This window comes from Hymenobacter sp. BRD67, from assembly GCF_013256425.1.
Taxonomy (GTDB): domain Bacteria; phylum Bacteroidota; class Bacteroidia; order Cytophagales; family Hymenobacteraceae; genus Hymenobacter.
Genome location: NZ_CP053904.1, coordinates 823597 through 839999 on the forward strand (window position 1 = coordinate 823597; position 16403 = coordinate 839999).

Below are 16403 nucleotides of genomic sequence, written 5' to 3' on the forward strand. Positions count from 1 at the left end.
CAGCCGCCCACTTGTAAGCGCTTGAGCGCAAGACCAAGCACTCACGGAGAGTAGGGAGCAGCTTACCCGTGCTCTTCAGCCAATAGTGATGTAGAAGCTATACATTACGGTGTCTTTACGCGCTCATTCCCGCTGCCTGTGACCCAGATTTCTGCGACGCCCGCCTCCCTGTCCGCATTTTTTCAGCTGCATGATGCTGGTCGGGTGCCGGTACTGCTGCCGTTGCGCTACCACCGCATGCAAGCCGATGCGCTGGCTTTTTTCCGGGGCAGCGCGCCCCTGTACTACGCTCGCTTTGGGGCCGCTGAGGCCGTTGCCGGCGGCCCTGTCGGCTGGCTGTGCGGCGATGCCCACGTCGAAAACTTTGGCTCTTACCGGGGAGGTAATAAGCTGGTTTATTTCGACTTAAACGACTTTGATGAAGCCGTGCTGGGTCCTCTGCTCTGGGATATAGGCCGTTTGGTAGTGAGTGCGCGCCTGGCCGCCGCGCATTTTGGCTTAGCGCTAGCCGAGCAGCAGACCTGCGTCAAACAACTCCTGCTGGCCTACACATCCGCGCTGGCAGCCGGTAAAGCCTACCTGCTGGAGCGGGCCACCGCGCACGGGCTGGTGCGGCAGCTACTCAAAGCTGTGCAGCAGCGCCGGCAGCGCGACCTGCTGGCGGGCCGGGCCAGCCGGCGCGGTGGCTGGCACTTGCGCGCCTGCAAGTCGCCCACCCTGCGCCCCTTGCCACTGGCCGAATACCTGGCCGTGCGGCACGCGGTCGAAGCTTGGCGGCAGCAGCAGCCCTCGCCGCCCTGTGGCCCGCTGCTCGATGTAGCCGGTCGCATTGCCGGAGTGGGCAGCCTGGGCGTACCACGCTACGCCATCCTGGCGCAGAGCCGGCAGGTGGGCAAATTGCCGCTTCTCCTCGATTTAAAGCTGGCGCTGCCGGCTGCGCCGCTAGCTTTTTGCGCAGTGCCGCAGCCGGTCTGGCCCACCGAGGCGGCGCGGGTAGTAGCTGCTCAGGGCTACATGCAGGCGGTTTGCCCGGCGCTGCTTCAACCCCTTACACTGGGGGCCAGCCTTTTGTGCTCCGGGACTTGCAGCCGGTGGCAGACAAGCTCGATTTTAGTAATTTCACCCAGAATGTAGCTGGTTTTCAGGCTGCGCTGCCCGTTTTTGGGCAGCTGGTAGCCTGGGCGCACCTGCGGGCGGCCGGCCACCTGGGCGCAGCCGGCCCCGATGAGCTGCGCGCATTTGGGGCAAGCCGAGCCAGCTGGCAGGAGGAAGTAGTAGCTTTCAGCCGAGAGGCGCAGCTGGCGGTCGAAGCCGATTACCTGGCTTTTCACGCGGCCTGCCACGACGGCGCGCTGCCGACGGCAGCCAGCTTATAGCTTTCGGCCTTCTTAACAGGATATTCGTGTATGCAGTCAGCTGTTTTAGTGCAATTTGAGTTTCGGCTGGCGCTGGCGTTGGTGTTGGGCGCGGTACTGGGCCTCGAGCGTCAGCTTCATCATCGCACGGCCGGCACGCGCACCAATGCCCTGGTGGCGCTGGGCGCGGCGCTGTTTGTGCTCATGGCGCAGAGTATTACCAACGATGCCTCGGCTCCCGGCCGCGTGGCTGGGCAGGTTATCACGGGTATCGGGTTTTTGGGAGCCGGTGCTATTCTGCGCGAGGGCACTACCATTGTGGGCCTTACCACGGCGGCCACGGTATGGTGCGCGGCGGGTATTGGCACGCTGGCCGGGCTGGGAAGCTGGTACGAGGCCTGCGTGGGTACGCTTTTTATCCTGACGGCCAATGTGTTGCTGCGGCCCCTCGACAGCCTCATCAACCGCTTTACGGCCCCGGCCGCCCTGGCGCCGGCAACCCAGGATTATCGCGTGCGCATCGAGCTGCTGCCGGCTCTGCCCGCGGGAGCCGGGCCGCCCTTGCCGGCGGTGCTCGCGCTGCTCAACAGCTGGCATCTGCTCACGCTGCGCGTAACGGAAACCACCCCGCCGGTGGTACAGGCTACCCTGCGCCTGCCTACCGATACGGCCCCGTTTGGCCAGCTGCTGGCGGCGCTGGCCGCTGTGCCGGGCGTAGCGCAGGTGAGCGGCGAGCCGCTGATGGCGCTAGCGACGCAGACATAAGGTTGTTTTGCGTGCCAGTTTTAAAACCCTGCCAGCTGTAGAAGTAGACACAGCTAGCTACCAGTTACTTAGAGGCTGTTTAGAAAGTCGAATTGGGCGGTATCGCCGGCTGTCCGCTCATCGTGCGTCCAAAGCCGTGCGATTAATGAGCCGACAGCCCGCTGCGGCCCCGACTTTCTAAACCGCCTCTTATTCACACGTTAAGTAAAAACCATGAAAAGAAGAATTTTTGTTAAAAATGCCTCTCTAACTACTTTAGGCGTAAGCGCAGTTGGGCTACTGGAATCCTATAGCAAAAATTCTATAGGTGACAACAAGCTGAAAGTAAACGAGCAGCGCATGGTAAGCCGCATTACTGAATTTGCTAAATTCGGCATGGACGATAAAGGTCATGGCTACCGGGTTGCGTTCACTAAAGGAGATATTGACGGAAGAGCCTGGTTTATCGAGCAGCTGAAAAAGGCCGGGCTCGACCCGGTTATTGATGCAGCCGGAAATATTATCGGTAAACGAAAAGGAAAAAATCAGGCGCTCAAACCCATTGCTTTCGGTTCGCACATTGACATGGTTCCGGATGGGGGAAACTACGATGGGCCGGTGGGTTCAATCGGGGCGTTAGAAGTAATTGACGTGCTGAACGAAAATAAGCTAGTGACCGAGCATCCGCTGGAAGTAATTATTTTTTCCAATGAGGAGGGAGGCACTATCGGTAGTATGGCGATGGCGGGCGCATTAACCAAAGAGGGGTTGCAGCAAAAAAGCCAAAATGGCTTAACTATGGCGGAAGGAATTAAGGCAATTGGCGGTAACCCCGATACTATTCAATCCTGCATCCGAAAAAAGGGAGACATTCACGCCTGGCTGGAATTGCATATCGAGCAAGGGGCATTCTGGAGCGGGAGCACGTACAGATTGGCGTAGTAGAGGGAATTGTAGGAATTGTGCACTGGGAAGTCACAGTAGAAGGTTTTGCCAACCATGCGGGTACCACCCCCATGAATATGCGGCAGGATGCCCTGCTGGCTTCGGCCAGACTCATCATTGCCGTAAATGAAGTCATTAACTCTGTACCAGGGAATCAGGTAGGTACTATTGGGAAAATCGCCGCAACGCCCAATGCCTACAATGTAATTCCGGGTAAAGTGGTAATGGGGCTGGAGATACGGGATTTGGTAGCCGATAAAATTGAGACGCTCTTTCGTGAGATAGAAAAGCGGGCCGCCGCAATAGCCACCGAAAGCAAAACGACTATCAGGTTTGAGCGGCAGGCAAACGCCTCTAAGCCAGCCCTCACGGATAAGAAATTACAGCAAGCCATCAATACAGCTGCTAAAGCCCTGGGTTTAAGTACAAAGCTTATGCAAAGCGGGGCGGGCCATGACTCACAGGAAATCGCCGCAATCGCCCCTGTGGCCATGATTTTCGTCCCGAGTGTCGGGGCATCAGTCATGCGTACAAAGAATTTACCACAGCGGCAGACATGGCTAATGGTGCTAATGTGCTTTTGCAAACGATACTGGCTATCGACAAGGACAAGTAGAGTTTGCGCAGACCGCAGAGGTCAGGGGCATAGAAGCGGGTTAGAAAGTCTGGTTGGGCAGTATCGCGGGCGGGCTGCTTATCGTGCGCCCAAAATCGTTCGGCTAACGAGCGGGCTGCCGGCGAAAAAGCCGGCAGCCCGCTGCGGCCCCGGCTTCCTAAACCGCTTCATAGTGCATCTCTGAAATGAAAATCAGGGAGCCGCGTTAAAAAAATAACAGAACGCCGTGCTCAGCTAGCGTTCTGTTAGTAAGAAAGTAGAAAGCTGATTGCCAAATTGAAAGGCCGGCCTGCTGAGCCTGTCGAAGCAGGACGTTTAAATAGATTTTCCGACTTTACTAGCCAGCTTCTGTGAGGCAAAGCGTTGGCATAATCCACCAAACAACGAAAAATAAACAGCTTATAAGCTCATCAGCTCCCGGAATAGCCCCGACTGGCTGCGCGACACCTCTACTTCCGGCCCGTTGCGCAGGCGGATTTTGAGTGTGTTGCTGAACCAGGGCTCGATACCGGCAATCCACTGCAGGTTGAGTATCTGCTGGCGGTTGGCGCGAAAGAATACTTTGGGGTCGAGGCGGGCTTCGAGCTGTTGCAGGCTGCGCGGAATCAGCGGCTGGTGCTGCTCGAAATACACCCGCGTGGCGCTACCGCTGATTTCGAAGAGCCGGATATCAGCCAGATGTACAAACCAGCAGCGCTCGCCGTCTTTCACAAACACCTGGTCCTGGGCCGTGAGGTAGGGCAGAGTAGGGCCGGCCGGGCGCGGCAGATGGGCCGGAGCCAGCGGCGGCGCCAATAGCCTGATTTTTTCGAGGGCCGCTGCCAGGCGTGTCTCGCTCACGGGCTTTAGCAGATAATCCAGGGCATTCACCTCAAATGCTTTGAGGGCATACTGGTCGTAGGCAGTAGTGAAAATGACGTGCGGAGCCGGCCCATCGAGCGAAGCCAGCAGGTCGAAGCCCGTCTGGCCGGGCATGTGAATATCCAGAAACAGCACATCGGGCCGCAGCGTCCGAATCTGTTGCCGGGCCTCGTCGGCGTGGCGCGCCTCGCCCACCACTTCTACCTCCGGAAAGGCGCGCAGCAGGTGGCGCAGCTCGGTACGGGCCAGGCGGGAGTCGTCAATGAGCAGGGCGTTCATGCAGCAAGAGTTGAGGGTGATGAACTGGCAGCTGAAGTTCGGCCAGCACGGTATCGGGCAGCAGCGGGTCGGGGCCGATGGCAAAGCGGGCGGCAGCTCCGAACAGCAGCCCCAGGCGCTCCTGCACGTTGCGCACGCCCAGGCCGGGATGGCCCGGCTGTGGCGCATAGGTGCCGGTATTGCGCACCGCTATAAGCAAGCCCGTACCGGCCTCATTAAGCTGGGCGCTTACGCTGAGCTGCCCCCCGGCCGGGCGCGGAGCCAGCCCGTGCTTGATAGCATTCTCGACCAGCAGCTGCAGGGTCATGGGCGGCAGCAGGGCCGGTAGCGCGGCCGGCATCACATCAAGCGAGTAATGCAGGCGCTCTTCGAGCTGCATGGCTTCCAGCTGCAGGTAATTCTCCACGATTTCGAGCTCCGTGGCCAGCGGTACCTGCTCGGCCCCGTTGCGCTGCATGGAGTAGCGCAGCAGCTCGGCCAGGTGCGTCATCATGGCGCGGGCGCGGGCGGGGTCTTCCATCACCAGGGCCCGGATATTGTTGAGGCCATTGAAGAGAAAATGGGGGTTGAGCTGGGCTTGCAGCGTGCGCATCTCGGCCTCGCGGGCCGTGGCGGCGAGCTTCCATTTATCGACCTCTGCCGAGCGGTAGTTGTCGAAATAATGCAGGCCAAAGTAGATGGCCGACCAGCCCCAGAGCACAAAAAACACATTGAGTGTGTAGCCAATGTACTGCACCCACGGAAACCCCTGGCTGCTGGTAGTGGGCCGCAACAGGCTAAAAAACAGGCTTGTAAGCAGCCCGATGGTGGTGATGCTGACTACAGTTACCAGCAGGTGCGCCAGCAGCAGCCGGGGCAGCAGCGCCAAAAGTGGCAGCCGCACCCAGCCGTGCCGCTTGAGGTAGCGCCGCAGCAAATGGCTGAACAGCAGTAGCGTTGCCGCTACGATGATTTCTACCGCGATAATTTCCAGCGAGAAACGCCCGAAAATGCTCGCCAGAAGACCACCGAACAGGCCATATAGCGCCCATCCTATACCCTGAAGTGTCCAGTAAAGACGAGGACGAAGAATACCAGGCATAAATTAGCCAATTGCTGAGAGGAGAACCGAAAGCTACTGCCAGGCCGCAGCCCGGCAATAGCACCAGGCAAAGCGAGGTGACTTTTGGCTGGTTAATAGCGTATTTATTATATAATAAAAAAAATATATGTATGCTAAGCTGCGAGCAGCCTGGCTGCCAGGCTGCTCGCAGCGCTTACCGGGTGGCCACCCGGCGCTGCTTGAGAAAGCCATCGGTTTGGGCAAAAAACCAGGCAGTATCGTCATACATCACGAAGTGGCGGCCGGCTTCCGACAGCTCGATGCGGGCCGTAGGCAGCTTGGCATACTGCTGGGTGAAGATGGCGCGCGTACTTTCTTTTGTAGCGCCGTAGGCCTTGTAGGCCGCCCAGGTGCCCAGCACCAGCACCGGCTGCTGAATGCGCGCCAGGTCGGCCCGCAGGTCGGTGACGTACATATCGTACATGGCCTGGGCCACAGTGGCGGGGTCGGAGGCCAGGCCCCAGCGGGCCACCTGCGTGATGCGGGCGGTGTCGGTGACCATGCCGGCCACCAGCTGGCGCTCGGCGGCCAGGGGCAGGCGGCCTTTGCTCATTTGCTGGCGCAGCTGCTCGGCCTGGGGGCGGGCGCTTTCGGCCGTAGTGGCGGGGTTTTGAATGGCCGAAAGGAAGGGCAGCGAATCTACTATTTCGAGCGGACCGAGGGCCGTGGGGTCAGTAGCTGCCATCCACAAGGCCAGAAAGCCGCCCAGGCTGTGGCCAATGACGACTGGCCGCCGCAGCTGCTGGGCTTTGATATAGGCCAGCAGCTGGTCGCGGGTGTCTTGCAGCAGGTGCCCGGATACCGGCTGCTGCGGTGCCACGCCGCCAAAGCCCGCCAGCGAGATAACGTGGCACTGATACTGGCCTTGGTAGCGGGCCACGGTTTCGTTCCATACCGCGCCGGGGCAGGTGAGGCCTGGAATGAGGATAACCGGCTGGCCCTTGCCCACTACCCTAACCTCGAACGTGGGATGAGCGGCCGGGGCCGGCTGGGCCGCCAGGCGGCTTGCTGGTAGCGCCAGCACGAGGGCGAGTACAAAAATCCAGCGCGAAAGCAGGGAAGTAAACATAGCTGAAAGGGGTGGATGGTGAAAGAATAGGTCAAACCTACCCGCTGGCACCACGCCCTTCAAGCCAACCAGCGGCGAGCGGTAAGAGCACCCGGCCGAGTGGTAAAAACCCCTGGTCGAACTGCCAGCCCCTGGTGCCGTTGGCCTAGCCACCACTGCGAGCGTTATTTGTGCTTATGAACCAACCAAACATCATTGTCATGGGCGTCTCGGGCTGTGGCAAGACCACCGTGGGCAAGCTGCTGGCCCAGCGCATTGGCCGGCCCTTTTACGATGGCGACGACTTTCACCCGGCCGCCAACGTGGCCAAGATGGCCCAGGGCATTCCGCTCACCGACGAAGACCGCGCCGGCTGGCTCGCCACCCTGGCCGCCGACCTCGGGCAGTGGGAGCAGGCCGGCGGGGCCGTGCTGGCCTGCTCGGCCCTGCGGGAAAGCTACCGCCAAACCCTGCAGGCCGGCGCACAGTTGCCCTTGCAGTGGGTGTTTCTCGATGGTGACCCCGCCGTGCTGCGTGCCCGCCTTACCGACCGGCAGGGCCATTATATGAAAGCCGATATGCTTGATTCGCAGCTGGCTACGCTGGAGCGACCTGCCTACGGCCTGCGCCTCAGCATCGAGGACACGCCCGAGCAGCTGGTGGCGCAGGTGATAACCCAGCTGCAGCTACCCGAAAAGCCACTACCGGCCGCCACGCCCATGCCGCCACTTACCAAAACGTCCGGCTCACTCCCAGGGTGAGGTAAAAAAAAGCGCCGCTCTCGCCCCGGTGGGTACGTGCAGGGGCACCAGGTAGCTGGGCGTAGCCGATAAGCTAAAGCGCCCCGCCGCCAGCGCAATCGGCACTGAGAGAGTGTAGCCCAGCGTACTGAACGCCGGCGAGTCGGGCTCCTTAAATACGGTGGTAGTGCCGCGCCGGGCGTTCTTAACGCGGCTGGTTTGGCCCAGCGAGGCGGCGTAGAAATGCTGGCTGCCCGCGCCCAGCTCCACGGTTGGCTCTATCAACAGGGTATCGTGGCCCAGCGCGGGCAGCTGAAAGCGGTGGCTCAGGTCGAGGCTCAGCACCACGTCGTGGGTATTGCCCACAAACACGTCGGCGCTGAGGCTGGCCGTGGCAAAGCCAAAAAACTGCGTAACGCTGGCGCTGAGGTCATTGCGCAGCGAAGCTTGCACCAGCGCACTTTCTCCGTAGGAAAACAGGTGGGTGTACTGCACGGTCCAGTATGTGTCGGACTCGCTCACCGATTGCCACCCCGCCATTGCTTCGCCAAAGTTGATAAAAGGCTCGTGCAGCGTTTGGTAATTATACGAATGGTTGAGGTATAATGAGCTGATAAACCCTGTCGGGGCCTGGTAGGTGAGGGTAGTGCCGAGGTAGCCCTTATCGTCGGCGGCCTGGGGTGCCCGTTGCAGATAAGTAGTGCGGTTGGCCGACGCAAGGCCCACCGTGAGGCGGGGCGGTGGCGTAGCCGACGAGTCGGCGTCGGGAGAAAAGCTACCAGCTACTGCCGAAAAAATCGGACTACTGAGCAGTAGGCAGCAGCAAAAAGTGCGGCGCATAAAAAGGGTGAGAGAGGCAAAGGTCGGCAAAAGATTCGGCTCAGCAGCAGGTGGGAGTGGGCCCCTGCGAGCCGGTAGGTTCAGATGCCGGGCAAGGTGTAAGGTTTAATCAGGGTTAGGAGCTTAAAAATATGCGCCGGTATTGGCCAAAGGCCATGCCAGGGCGGACCTTTGCGCCACTAGCTGTATTTGTTATGATGAAGAAAAGGTGGCTGCTGAGCCTTTTATTGCTGCTGGCCGCCGGCGTGGCCCACGCCCAGGGGGCCGCGCCGGGCACTCCGCTGCTGCGCAGTCTTTCCCTCACGTTCGACACCGTGCGCTATAGCCTCGGCGAGCAGATGCTGACCGTGGCGGGCGAGCCACGCCTGTATTTTTATTACCACAACGATGACCAGGTGGCCGAACTGCGCCTGGTGCCGCTGCGGCCCGGTCGCCGGGCCCCGCGCCTGCTGCCCTCGCCCGACTATGTACTGCAAGACTCGCTCGTGGCCAGCGCCAGTGGCGAGTATCGCGGAATGCTGCACTTTCGCAACCTTACCGGCGTGCCTTTTGTGCGGCTGGCTTTTGCGCCGGCTACCGACTCGGCCGGCCGGCTGGCCCGCGCCCAGCAGCTTATCAGCCTGCTGCCGCTGACCCGCACTACGCTCGACGCCCGCGTGAGCAACTCCGAGCTGTTTATTGGCGAAGAGAAAGTGCTGGAAGTGAGCACCAACAACCTGGCCAACGTGCGCATCAGCAACGACTGGACCAAAAACCAGGATATCGACTACAAGCTGGCGCGCGAAAAAAACGGCCTGTTTCTGCACCTGGTACCCAATGCGCTGGGGCCGCACTCGGTGGTAGTGCGCGCCCTGGCCGAGCGCCCGCACCTCGACGGCGCGGGTCGCCTCACCTACCAGCTGCCGCCGCTGCGCCTCGATTTTGTGGTGAAAGCCAGCCGCCTGCGCTTTCTTACTGCCGAGCGCAAGGACGTAACTTACGATGAGGCCGGCCGCAGCCAGGGCATAGAGTTTGTGCTTGATGATGGCCACAATTTTGACTTGCACCGCACCTATCGCGTGGAGGCGCAGCAGGAGCCAGGCGGCGCCCTTATAGCCGAAATATACACCCGAAACTATATATCAAACGACCGGGTGCTGTGCCAGCTGCGGGTGTACAACCCGCACCGCCAAAGCGAGGGCTATCTCTACATCAAGGACGGCGACGTGGCGAAGTACATTACGAATTTTGACATTACGCCCCGGCCGCGCATTGCCGCCATCAGCGTGCTGCACCGGGGCGGCGACTGGACCTCAAGCACTACCATCAGCCCCAGCGAAACCGTGGATGTACGCCTCGAAGGCGAGTCGCTGCTGAAAGGCCGCTACCATTTCGATGGCGTATCGGTAGTACCCTCCGACTCCTCGACGCGCTCCGAAAAGGCCGTGATTTATCGCTTGCAGGTGCCGCTGGCCATTGTGCGCAAGCGGGTGGCGGTGTTTGATGGCGGTACACCCACCGATTTTTCGCTCAGCGTGAAGGAAGCCCAGCGCCCGCACCCGCTCAACTTTGTGCAGGTGAACTACGGCAACGGCCCGCACCCCATTACCCAGCTCAACGGCCCTGTGCTCTACGACCGCACCATTTCCGATGTGGTTGTTAGCTTCAATACCAATGCCATCGACCAGTCATCCGACCTCTACGGCCGCCAGTACCTGGCGCTGGACGTGCGGATTCTCGACGACAAGGGCAACCTCATCGACCAGCAGCGGGTCGATAACCTCACTATCTGCCCCGGCGAGTCGTCGCCGCGCTCGGCCTACTACCAGGGCAACGACTGCCAGGTGGGCAACCTGAACCTGAACACCATCCTGACCCGCAAAACCTACGACCTCGATGCCTGGTACCGCATCGTGATTGTGATTAAGCACAACCCGCTGCAATACACCACCAAAGGCTATTCGCAGCAGGTTGAGCTGGTGCTGCGCCGCCATGTCAATTTTGATATCAACGTGAGCTTCCCGGCGGGCCTGCTCACCAAGATTAAGAACGTCGATGGCTATGGCAGCTTCAGCGGCATCAGCCTGGCTACGCTGGCCCAGCTCAGCTTTTATGCCCCCGACCGCATCAACAAGCTGCGGCCCTACCGCATCGGGGCGGGCTTTGTGGCCCTCAACGCCTTCAACCTGTCGTCGAATAACGACCCGAACAATCCGGTGCAGCGCGACCTGGGCATCGTGATTCTGGGCTCCGTAACGCCCATTCGAACGGGGGCCCGGCTCACGTTTCCGCTCTACCTGGGCGGCGGCTATTTGCTGTCGCAGGGCAAGCCATTTCTGCTGTTCGGGCCGGGCATTGGCGTAACGCTCTAGCGGCTACCAGCGCCACGCCACCAGTGCCCCGGTGTAGTAGTTGCGCCCCGGCGCCGGCTGAAAGTAGCGCCCGCCAAAGGCATTGAGGTCGTTGCCCAGGCTATATCGTATATTTGCTATATTATCGAGTCCGCCGTATATATCTACGTTCAGCTTTGCAAATAGCGTATGCCGCCACCCGGCGCGGCTGCCAAAAACCCAGTAGCCGGCCGCGTAGTCGGTGTTGGCATCGTTGAGGGGTAGCGTCGACTGGTGGCTGACCGTCGGGCTCAGGTAAAAGCCCAGCTGCTGCGTAAAGTCGAGCCCCGCGCTGAGCGTGTGCGGCGCGGTGCCCGTAAGCTGGTTGCCGCCGTAGTTCTGCCCCGTGGCCGACTCATAAGTGCCGAAGCGGAAGTGATTGTAGGCGTAGCTGGTCCAGGCGCGCAGGCTGTTGCCAGCCGTTGTCACGTTGCCGGAATTCAGCGCTGCCGGCTCCGGCCGCCAGAGGTAGCCACTCAGGGCCACTTCGGCCCCGCGCTGGTGCGTGGTGCCCGAGTTGGCAAACAGTTGCACGCCCTGGGCATCGGAGCGCGAGACGATAGTGTTGGCTAATTCGAGGTCGAACAGAGCCACGTCAAACGTCAGGCGCTGGTGCAGCAGCGCCCCCCGGCCGCCTACCTCGTAGCTGGTGCCGCGCTCGGCCTGCAAGCCCTGGCTGATGGTGCCATCGGAAGGCCGCAGCTCAGCCTCGGTAGGCGGCGAAAAGCCCGTGCTCACGCTGGCATAGACCGAAATTTCGGAAGTTAGCTCTTTCAGCAGCGCCACGCGCGGCGACACCTGCGGCCGAAAATCCTGGGTTACCACGTAGCCGGTCGGGTTCGTTGCGGCCGATGACACGCGGGCAATCTGGTAGCGCAGGCGGTTGTAGCTGGCCCCGGCCGTGAGGAGCAGTCCGGCCGGCAGCTCGTAGTCGGCCTGCGCAAAAGCGAAGCCCGTACGCGTTGTTATCTCGTCGTCGTAGCGCAGGGTAGTAGGGGCGCCGCCCACGTTGAGGTAGCTGCGCGAGTCGGTAAAGGAAGCCTGAAACTCGCCGCCGCCCTGCACCCGCAGCGTGTGCCTGGCCAGCGTGCCCCGGTAGCTAAGGGCCATGCGGCCGCCGCCCTCCAGCTTGGCATCCCGCTCCCAATCAACCAGGTAGGGCGTTTGAATGCTGCTGGCCCGGCCGTAGAGGGTGGTCGTTGTACTCCAGCCATCCGAAAATCTATATTCGTGGGTAGCCCCAAGCAAGCCGGTCTGCGAAGCATAATAAGCCTGCTGCGCCACCGTGCCCGGCCCGGCCGGCGTGCTGGGTCGCGCCTGGCGCGGGTCGTGCTCCAGCTCGGCGCGGGTGAGGCCACCGGGCAGCTGGTAATTGATATCGGTATAAAGCGCGTGCAAGGATAAGGTCTGCCTGGCCGAAGGGCTTACTTCGCCATCCAGGGCAAAGACCTCGCGGCGCAGGGCACTGTGCTGGCGGTAGCCGTCGAGGCTTTGGTGCGCATACTGGGCGCGCCAGTAGTCGCTGCCTTTGCCGCTGGCTTCGGCAGTGGCCGTAAAGCGCTGAAAACCAAACGAGCCCGCCGAGTAGCCCGCCTGGGCCTGGCTGGTGCCCGGCTGCGGCCGGCGGTTCTCGAGGCGTATTACGCCGCCCGTGCCCGCCCCGTATACGCTGCCCGCCGGCCCCTTCAGCACCTCAATGCGCCCTAGCTGCGATGGGTCGAGTAGGTTGAGCTGGGTGGTGCCGTTGGCTTCCGTAAAGGGAATATCGAAGTAATACATTTTGACATTGCGTACCCCAAAAGGCGAGCGCAGCGTGCTGCCTCGCACGCTGATGCGGTAGCTGGCAGTGGCCCGCTCTTCGAGGCGCACGCCCGGCAGCGTATTCACGGCCGAAGTCAGCGAGCTTTCATTAAAGCGCTCAATAGTGGTATTGTCGATAACCCCCACGCCGGCGGCCGTGCGGCGTAGCGGCAGCCGCTGGCCGTAGCCTACCACCGTGGCGCCAGGCAAAAGACGGGTAGTAGTATCGGCAGGGGCCGGAGTCTGGGCGGCCAGGCGTAAAGCCGGCAAACCCAGCGCAGCCGCCAGTAAGTAGCGAAGCAGCATAAGCTCGTGGAGTATGGTTGTCGCAATCGGTGCGTCAGGCAGAAGTTTAAGCCCGAATGCTAAAGGCTATAACGTGGAAAAAGGATTTCGGCAACTACCGAAATCCTTTTTCTGTGTCCGGCAACTGACGCCCTCCCGATAAGGCAGGTTGGCCGCCGGATAAGGAGCTCCTACGCTTCCGTGCGCTGCTTTTGGAACAGGGCCTGGCCGCGCAGCAGCACGCGCAGGCTCTTGCGCTTGAGCAGGATGTGCGGCGCTCTTTTATTATCGTCTTCGAGGCGATTTTTATAGGCCGCCAGAATGTCGCGGTACGAGATAATGCCGCTCACCTGCGGCAGGGTGCCGCTCGATACCACCGGCAGCACATCCACGTTTTCGCGGGCCATGCGCTCTACGGCCGTGCGCAGCGAGTCGGTGGCCAGCACCGCGGCCGTGCGTGGCTGCAGCAGCGTGCTGATAGGCGCATTGTCGTCGGAATGCCAGCCGGCCAGCGTTACGAGGCTCACAATACCGGCAAAAGTGCCGTCGGGGTTCACCGTAACCAGGTGCGGCGTGGTGCGCTCGGGCTCGCGCTCGCTCCATTCGCGCACCTCACCAATAGTGTTGTCGGTGCTGATAGCGAGCATATTGCCTTGTAACACCCGCTCCACATTGACTTTGTCGAGCAGGTCGGGCTCGTAGTCTACGGGCGTTTTAACGCCCCGGCGTGCTATTTTCTCGGTCATGATGGTATTGCCCATCAGCAGAAAAGACACCAGGTAAGCGCCCGTGCACGCGCCCAGCAACGGCAGCAGGGCCTGCGCCTGCCCCGTCGACTCCACGGCAAACACGATGGAGGTAAGCAGCGCCCGCGATGCCCCCGCAAACATAGCGGCCATGCCCACCAGCGCCGCCAGCGGCAGCACAATATCGGAGGCCGGGAAAAAGTGGCGGATAGCCACGCCCAGCAACGCCCCCGTAGCCCCGCCAATGGTTAAGAGCGGAGCCAGCGTGCCGCCCGAGGTGCCGCTGCCCAGCGAGATGGCCCACGAGGCAAACTTCAGAAAGCACAAGGCCAGCAGCAGGCTCAGCGGCGCATTACCCGACAAGACTGTCGAGATATTCTCGTAGCCTACGCCCAGGGTGTGCGGGGCAAAATAGCCGATGATGCCCACTGCCAGGCCGCCCAGCGCCGGCCACCAGGCCCAGTGAATGGGCAGCTCTTCAAATAAATCCTCGACAAAATATACTATTTTGGTAATGATAACTGAGGCCAGGCCGACCAGCAGACCGATGATACTGTAGGTAGCCAGCGCGCCGTTGCTGGGAGCCGCCAGGGCGGGCATCGCAAATACGGGCCCTTGCTCGAAGAGCAAGTGGTGACCAGCCGCGCCGGTAATGCAGGCCAGCGCTACCGGCAGCAGCGAACGGGGCGAAAACTCAAACAGCAGCAGCTCGATAGCCAGAAAAACGGCCGCGATGGGGGTGCCGAAAATAGCCGACATGCCCGCCGTAGCGCCCGCTGCCAGCAGCACCTTGCGCTCGTGGTGCGTTATGTTGATGAGCTGGCCCAGCGTGGAGCCCAGCGCGCCGCCCGTAGCGATAATCGGCCCCTCAGCCCCAAACGGACCACCCGTACCAATCGACACCGCTGCCGATAGCGGCTTGAGGTACATGATAGAAGGCTTTATCCGGCTCTGGTTGGTCAGAATCTGCTCCATGGCCTCCGGAATGCCGTGGCCCCGAATGGCTTTGGAGCCATAGATGGCCATGAGGCCGACTACCAGTCCGCCCAGGGCCGGCATGACTATCACCCACAGGCCGAGATGGTTATCGGCCGGGCTGTGATAAGCAAGGGAAGCTTCGCCGTGAAAAACCAGGTTCGTTACGAGATTTATCAGGTAAACCAGGCCCCGCGCCAGCACGCTGATAGTGATAGCAACTAATACGGCCAGCGCCGAAATTCGTACCAGTCGCTGCTTGTCGGGCGCAACGCGCGGCCGCACGCCGTCGTCGGCCAGGGTAGAATCGAGAGAAGGCGCAATAGGAATGCCCACATGGGCTAACTCAGGGTGTCTCATAAGGCAAATGTCAGCGCCGGTACCGCAGGTAAAGATGAAGCCTGAGCTGCACCAGTACGCCTGCTACATAAACGGTAAGTAGGTAAAAAAGGACAATAAGCAGCGTGCCAATCGGCTAGTGGCTCACTTTACTGTGGAGCTTAAGCCGATGCCCGGAGCAGACATGCTCAGGCGCTTACGGCCGGCCTGTGTACCGTGCCGGCCCGCTCGCGCAATGGCCGGCCCTGCCGATTGCTGTGCCGCGCCTGTATTTCGGCCACGATGGCCAGCGCAATCTCCTCGGGCGTTTCGCTGCCCAAATCGAGGCCAATGGGACTGTGTAGGCGCTGCTGTAGCTGCGCAAGCTGCGTAGCGGGGGCGTCGGCCAACTCGGCGAGCAGCCGCTGGGCTTTCAGCCGTGGGCCCAGCAAGCCGATATAGGGCGCTGGCGAAGCCAGTAGGGTTTGCAGGGCAGCCAGGTCGTAGGCGTAGTTGTGGCTCAGCAGCACGTGGTAAGCCAGCGGGTCGGGCGTGGCGGCTTCCAGCTCACGCACGGGCACAAGGCGCACCGCCGCCGCCTCGGGGAAGCGGGCCGGAGTAGCCAGATTGGGCCGGCCATCGACCACCACAATGTGCCAGCCGAGCGAAGCCGCCAGATGCACCAGCGGCTGGGCATCGTTGCCGGCACCGTACACCACCAGGCGCAGCGGCGGCGTCAGCACTTCGAGCAGTACCCGCACCGGTCCGGCCTCGGTGGCCAGGTCGAGTACCCGGGACTGGCCCTGGGCCAGCGTGGCGCGGGCCGCTTCGGCCAGCGGGGCGGCCAGCAGCGGCGTACCCCGCACCACGCCCGTGTCGGTGAGCAGCACGCGCTGGCCCACGGCGGCTTTCAGGCCGCTGGCGTCGGTTTCAAATACGGTGGCCAGCACGGCCGGCGCGGGATGACGGGCAAAATCGCGCAGGATTTCCAGCGGATTCTGAATATCGTGAAAGTCTAATGGTTCGAGCAGTATGCGCACCACCCCCTGGCAGCCGGGGCCAAGGCCGTGGCGCGGGTCGTCCTCATCGCGGGTATCGTAGGTTACCAGCGCCGGCTCACCCTTGGCCATCGCCCGCCGCGCCCGCTGGCGGGCATCGCCCTCGAGGCAGCCGCCGCTGATGGCCCCGGTCAGCTCGCCGTCTTCGGTCACGAGCATGCGCGCGCCGGGCCGGCGGTAGGCCGAGCCTACTACCTCCACTACCGTAGCAAGGGCGCAGGGCCGGCTGGCTGTGCGGTGCTGGTCGTAGGCGAGGAACAGGCGTTGGAGCTCGGTCATGGGGCAGGCGGGTTAGGGGAGGCAGTACGCCCGGTAGGAGGGC

14 protein-coding genes are annotated in these 16403 nt (G+C 61.6%); 7 read left to right on the forward strand and 7 right to left on the reverse strand.

Annotated features, from left to right (window positions below; all coding sequences use genetic code 11):
* The first annotated feature begins 138 nt into the window (after positions 1-138).
* The 5 genes from GKZ67_RS03705 (at position 139) to GKZ67_RS24955 (ending at position 3844) form a co-directional block, all read left to right on the forward strand.
* A complete protein-coding gene (locus tag GKZ67_RS03705) occupies positions 139-1134 on the forward strand; it encodes a DUF2252 family protein (protein ID WP_173241204.1) in 996 nt (331 codons plus the stop codon).
* Positions 1092-1376 (forward strand): DUF2252 family protein, encoded by a 285-nt coding sequence (locus GKZ67_RS03710; protein WP_173241205.1) that lies wholly within the window; start codon positions 1092-1094, stop codon positions 1374-1376. Before GKZ67_RS03705 ends, GKZ67_RS03710 begins: the two co-directional genes overlap by 43 nt.
* A gap of 30 nt (positions 1377-1406) precedes the next feature.
* Positions 1407-2120, forward strand: coding sequence for an MgtC/SapB family protein (locus tag GKZ67_RS03715; RefSeq protein WP_173241206.1), 714 nt, complete (start codon positions 1407-1409; stop codon positions 2118-2120).
* Positions 2121-2333: 213 nt separating this feature from the next.
* The gene (locus tag GKZ67_RS24950; RefSeq protein WP_410505038.1) at positions 2334-3041 is read left to right on the forward strand and encodes a M20/M25/M40 family metallo-hydrolase; all 708 of its coding nucleotides are present in this window, start codon (positions 2334-2336) and stop codon (positions 3039-3041) included.
* Between the two features lie 20 nt (positions 3042-3061).
* Entirely contained in the window at positions 3062-3844 is a 783-nt protein-coding gene (locus GKZ67_RS24955; protein ID WP_410505039.1) for a M20/M25/M40 family metallo-hydrolase, read from the forward strand.
* Positions 3845-4059: 215 nt separating this feature from the next.
* On the opposite strand, the gene GKZ67_RS03725 is transcribed toward GKZ67_RS24955, so the two are convergent.
* The 3 genes from GKZ67_RS03725 to GKZ67_RS03735 form a co-directional block, all read right to left on the reverse strand.
* Positions 4060-4800, reverse strand: a complete 741-nt coding sequence (locus GKZ67_RS03725) for a LytR/AlgR family response regulator transcription factor (protein WP_173241207.1) — start codon at positions 4798-4800, stop codon at positions 4060-4062.
* Positions 4781-5881, reverse strand: coding sequence for a sensor histidine kinase (locus GKZ67_RS03730; RefSeq protein ID WP_173241208.1), 1101 nt, complete (start codon positions 5879-5881; stop codon positions 4781-4783). The genes GKZ67_RS03725 and GKZ67_RS03730 overlap by 20 nt, the downstream gene beginning before the upstream one ends.
* Positions 5882-6056: 175 nt before the next feature.
* Positions 6057-6971: an alpha/beta fold hydrolase gene (locus GKZ67_RS03735; RefSeq protein ID WP_173241209.1), complete on the reverse strand. Its 915-nt coding sequence runs from the start codon at positions 6969-6971 to the stop codon at positions 6057-6059.
* 176 nt (positions 6972-7147) lie between these two features.
* On the opposite strand from GKZ67_RS03735, the gene GKZ67_RS03740 reads away from it, so the two are divergent.
* Entirely contained in the window at positions 7148-7711 is a 564-nt protein-coding gene (locus GKZ67_RS03740; RefSeq protein WP_173241210.1) for a gluconokinase, read from the forward strand.
* Here GKZ67_RS03740 and GKZ67_RS03745 read toward each other — a convergent pair.
* A complete protein-coding gene (locus GKZ67_RS03745; protein WP_173241211.1) occupies positions 7697-8530 on the reverse strand; it encodes a hypothetical protein in 834 nt (277 codons plus the stop codon). The two genes, GKZ67_RS03740 and GKZ67_RS03745, sit on opposite strands and share 15 nt — an antisense overlap.
* 194 nt (positions 8531-8724) lie before the next feature.
* On the opposite strand from GKZ67_RS03745, the gene GKZ67_RS03750 reads away from it, so the two are divergent.
* Positions 8725-10881, forward strand: coding sequence for a hypothetical protein (locus GKZ67_RS03750; protein ID WP_173241212.1), 2157 nt, complete (start codon positions 8725-8727; stop codon positions 10879-10881).
* 3 nt (positions 10882-10884) lie between these two features.
* Here the strand turns inward: GKZ67_RS03750 and GKZ67_RS03755 are convergent, their stop codons facing one another.
* The 3 genes from GKZ67_RS03755 to GKZ67_RS03765 all read right to left on the reverse strand — a co-directional run bounded on the left by GKZ67_RS03755 (position 10885) and on the right by GKZ67_RS03765 (position 16360).
* Positions 10885-13005 (reverse strand): TonB-dependent receptor family protein, encoded by a 2121-nt coding sequence (locus GKZ67_RS03755; RefSeq protein ID WP_173241213.1) that lies wholly within the window; start codon positions 13003-13005, stop codon positions 10885-10887.
* A gap of 170 nt (positions 13006-13175) precedes the next feature.
* The gene (locus GKZ67_RS03760; protein WP_173241214.1) at positions 13176-15065 is read right to left on the reverse strand and encodes a chloride channel protein; all 1890 of its coding nucleotides are present in this window, start codon (positions 15063-15065) and stop codon (positions 13176-13178) included.
* Between the two features lie 167 nt (positions 15066-15232).
* On the reverse strand, positions 15233-16360 hold the full coding sequence (locus GKZ67_RS03765) for an XdhC family protein (protein ID WP_173241215.1): 1128 nt from the start codon (positions 16358-16360) through the stop codon (positions 15233-15235).
* Positions 16361-16403: the final 43 nt, after the last annotated feature.

Excerpts from the sequence above, each read along its gene's own strand:
- GKZ67_RS03715 (WP_173241206.1), top strand. The coding sequence starts at position 1,407 with ATGCAGTCAGCTGTTTTAGTGCAATTTGAGTTTCGGCTGGCGCTGGCG.
- GKZ67_RS24950 (WP_410505038.1), top strand. The coding sequence starts at position 2,334 with ATGAAAAGAAGAATTTTTGTTAAAAATGCCTCTCTAACTACTTTAGGC.
- GKZ67_RS03725 (WP_173241207.1), bottom strand. The coding sequence starts at position 4,800 with ATGAACGCCCTGCTCATTGACGACTCCCGCCTGGCCCGTACCGAGCTG.
- GKZ67_RS03730 (WP_173241208.1), bottom strand. The coding sequence starts at position 5,881 with ATGCCTGGTATTCTTCGTCCTCGTCTTTACTGGACACTTCAGGGTATA.
- GKZ67_RS03735 (WP_173241209.1), bottom strand. The coding sequence starts at position 6,971 with ATGTTTACTTCCCTGCTTTCGCGCTGGATTTTTGTACTCGCCCTCGTG.
- GKZ67_RS03740 (WP_173241210.1), top strand. The coding sequence starts at position 7,148 with ATGAACCAACCAAACATCATTGTCATGGGCGTCTCGGGCTGTGGCAAG.
- GKZ67_RS03745 (WP_173241211.1), bottom strand. The coding sequence starts at position 8,530 with ATGCGCCGCACTTTTTGCTGCTGCCTACTGCTCAGTAGTCCGATTTTT.
- GKZ67_RS03750 (WP_173241212.1), top strand. The coding sequence starts at position 8,725 with ATGATGAAGAAAAGGTGGCTGCTGAGCCTTTTATTGCTGCTGGCCGCC.
- GKZ67_RS03755 (WP_173241213.1), bottom strand. The coding sequence starts at position 13,005 with ATGCTGCTTCGCTACTTACTGGCGGCTGCGCTGGGTTTGCCGGCTTTA.
- GKZ67_RS03760 (WP_173241214.1), bottom strand. The coding sequence starts at position 15,065 with ATGAGACACCCTGAGTTAGCCCATGTGGGCATTCCTATTGCGCCTTCT.
- GKZ67_RS03765 (WP_173241215.1), bottom strand. The coding sequence starts at position 16,360 with ATGACCGAGCTCCAACGCCTGTTCCTCGCCTACGACCAGCACCGCACA.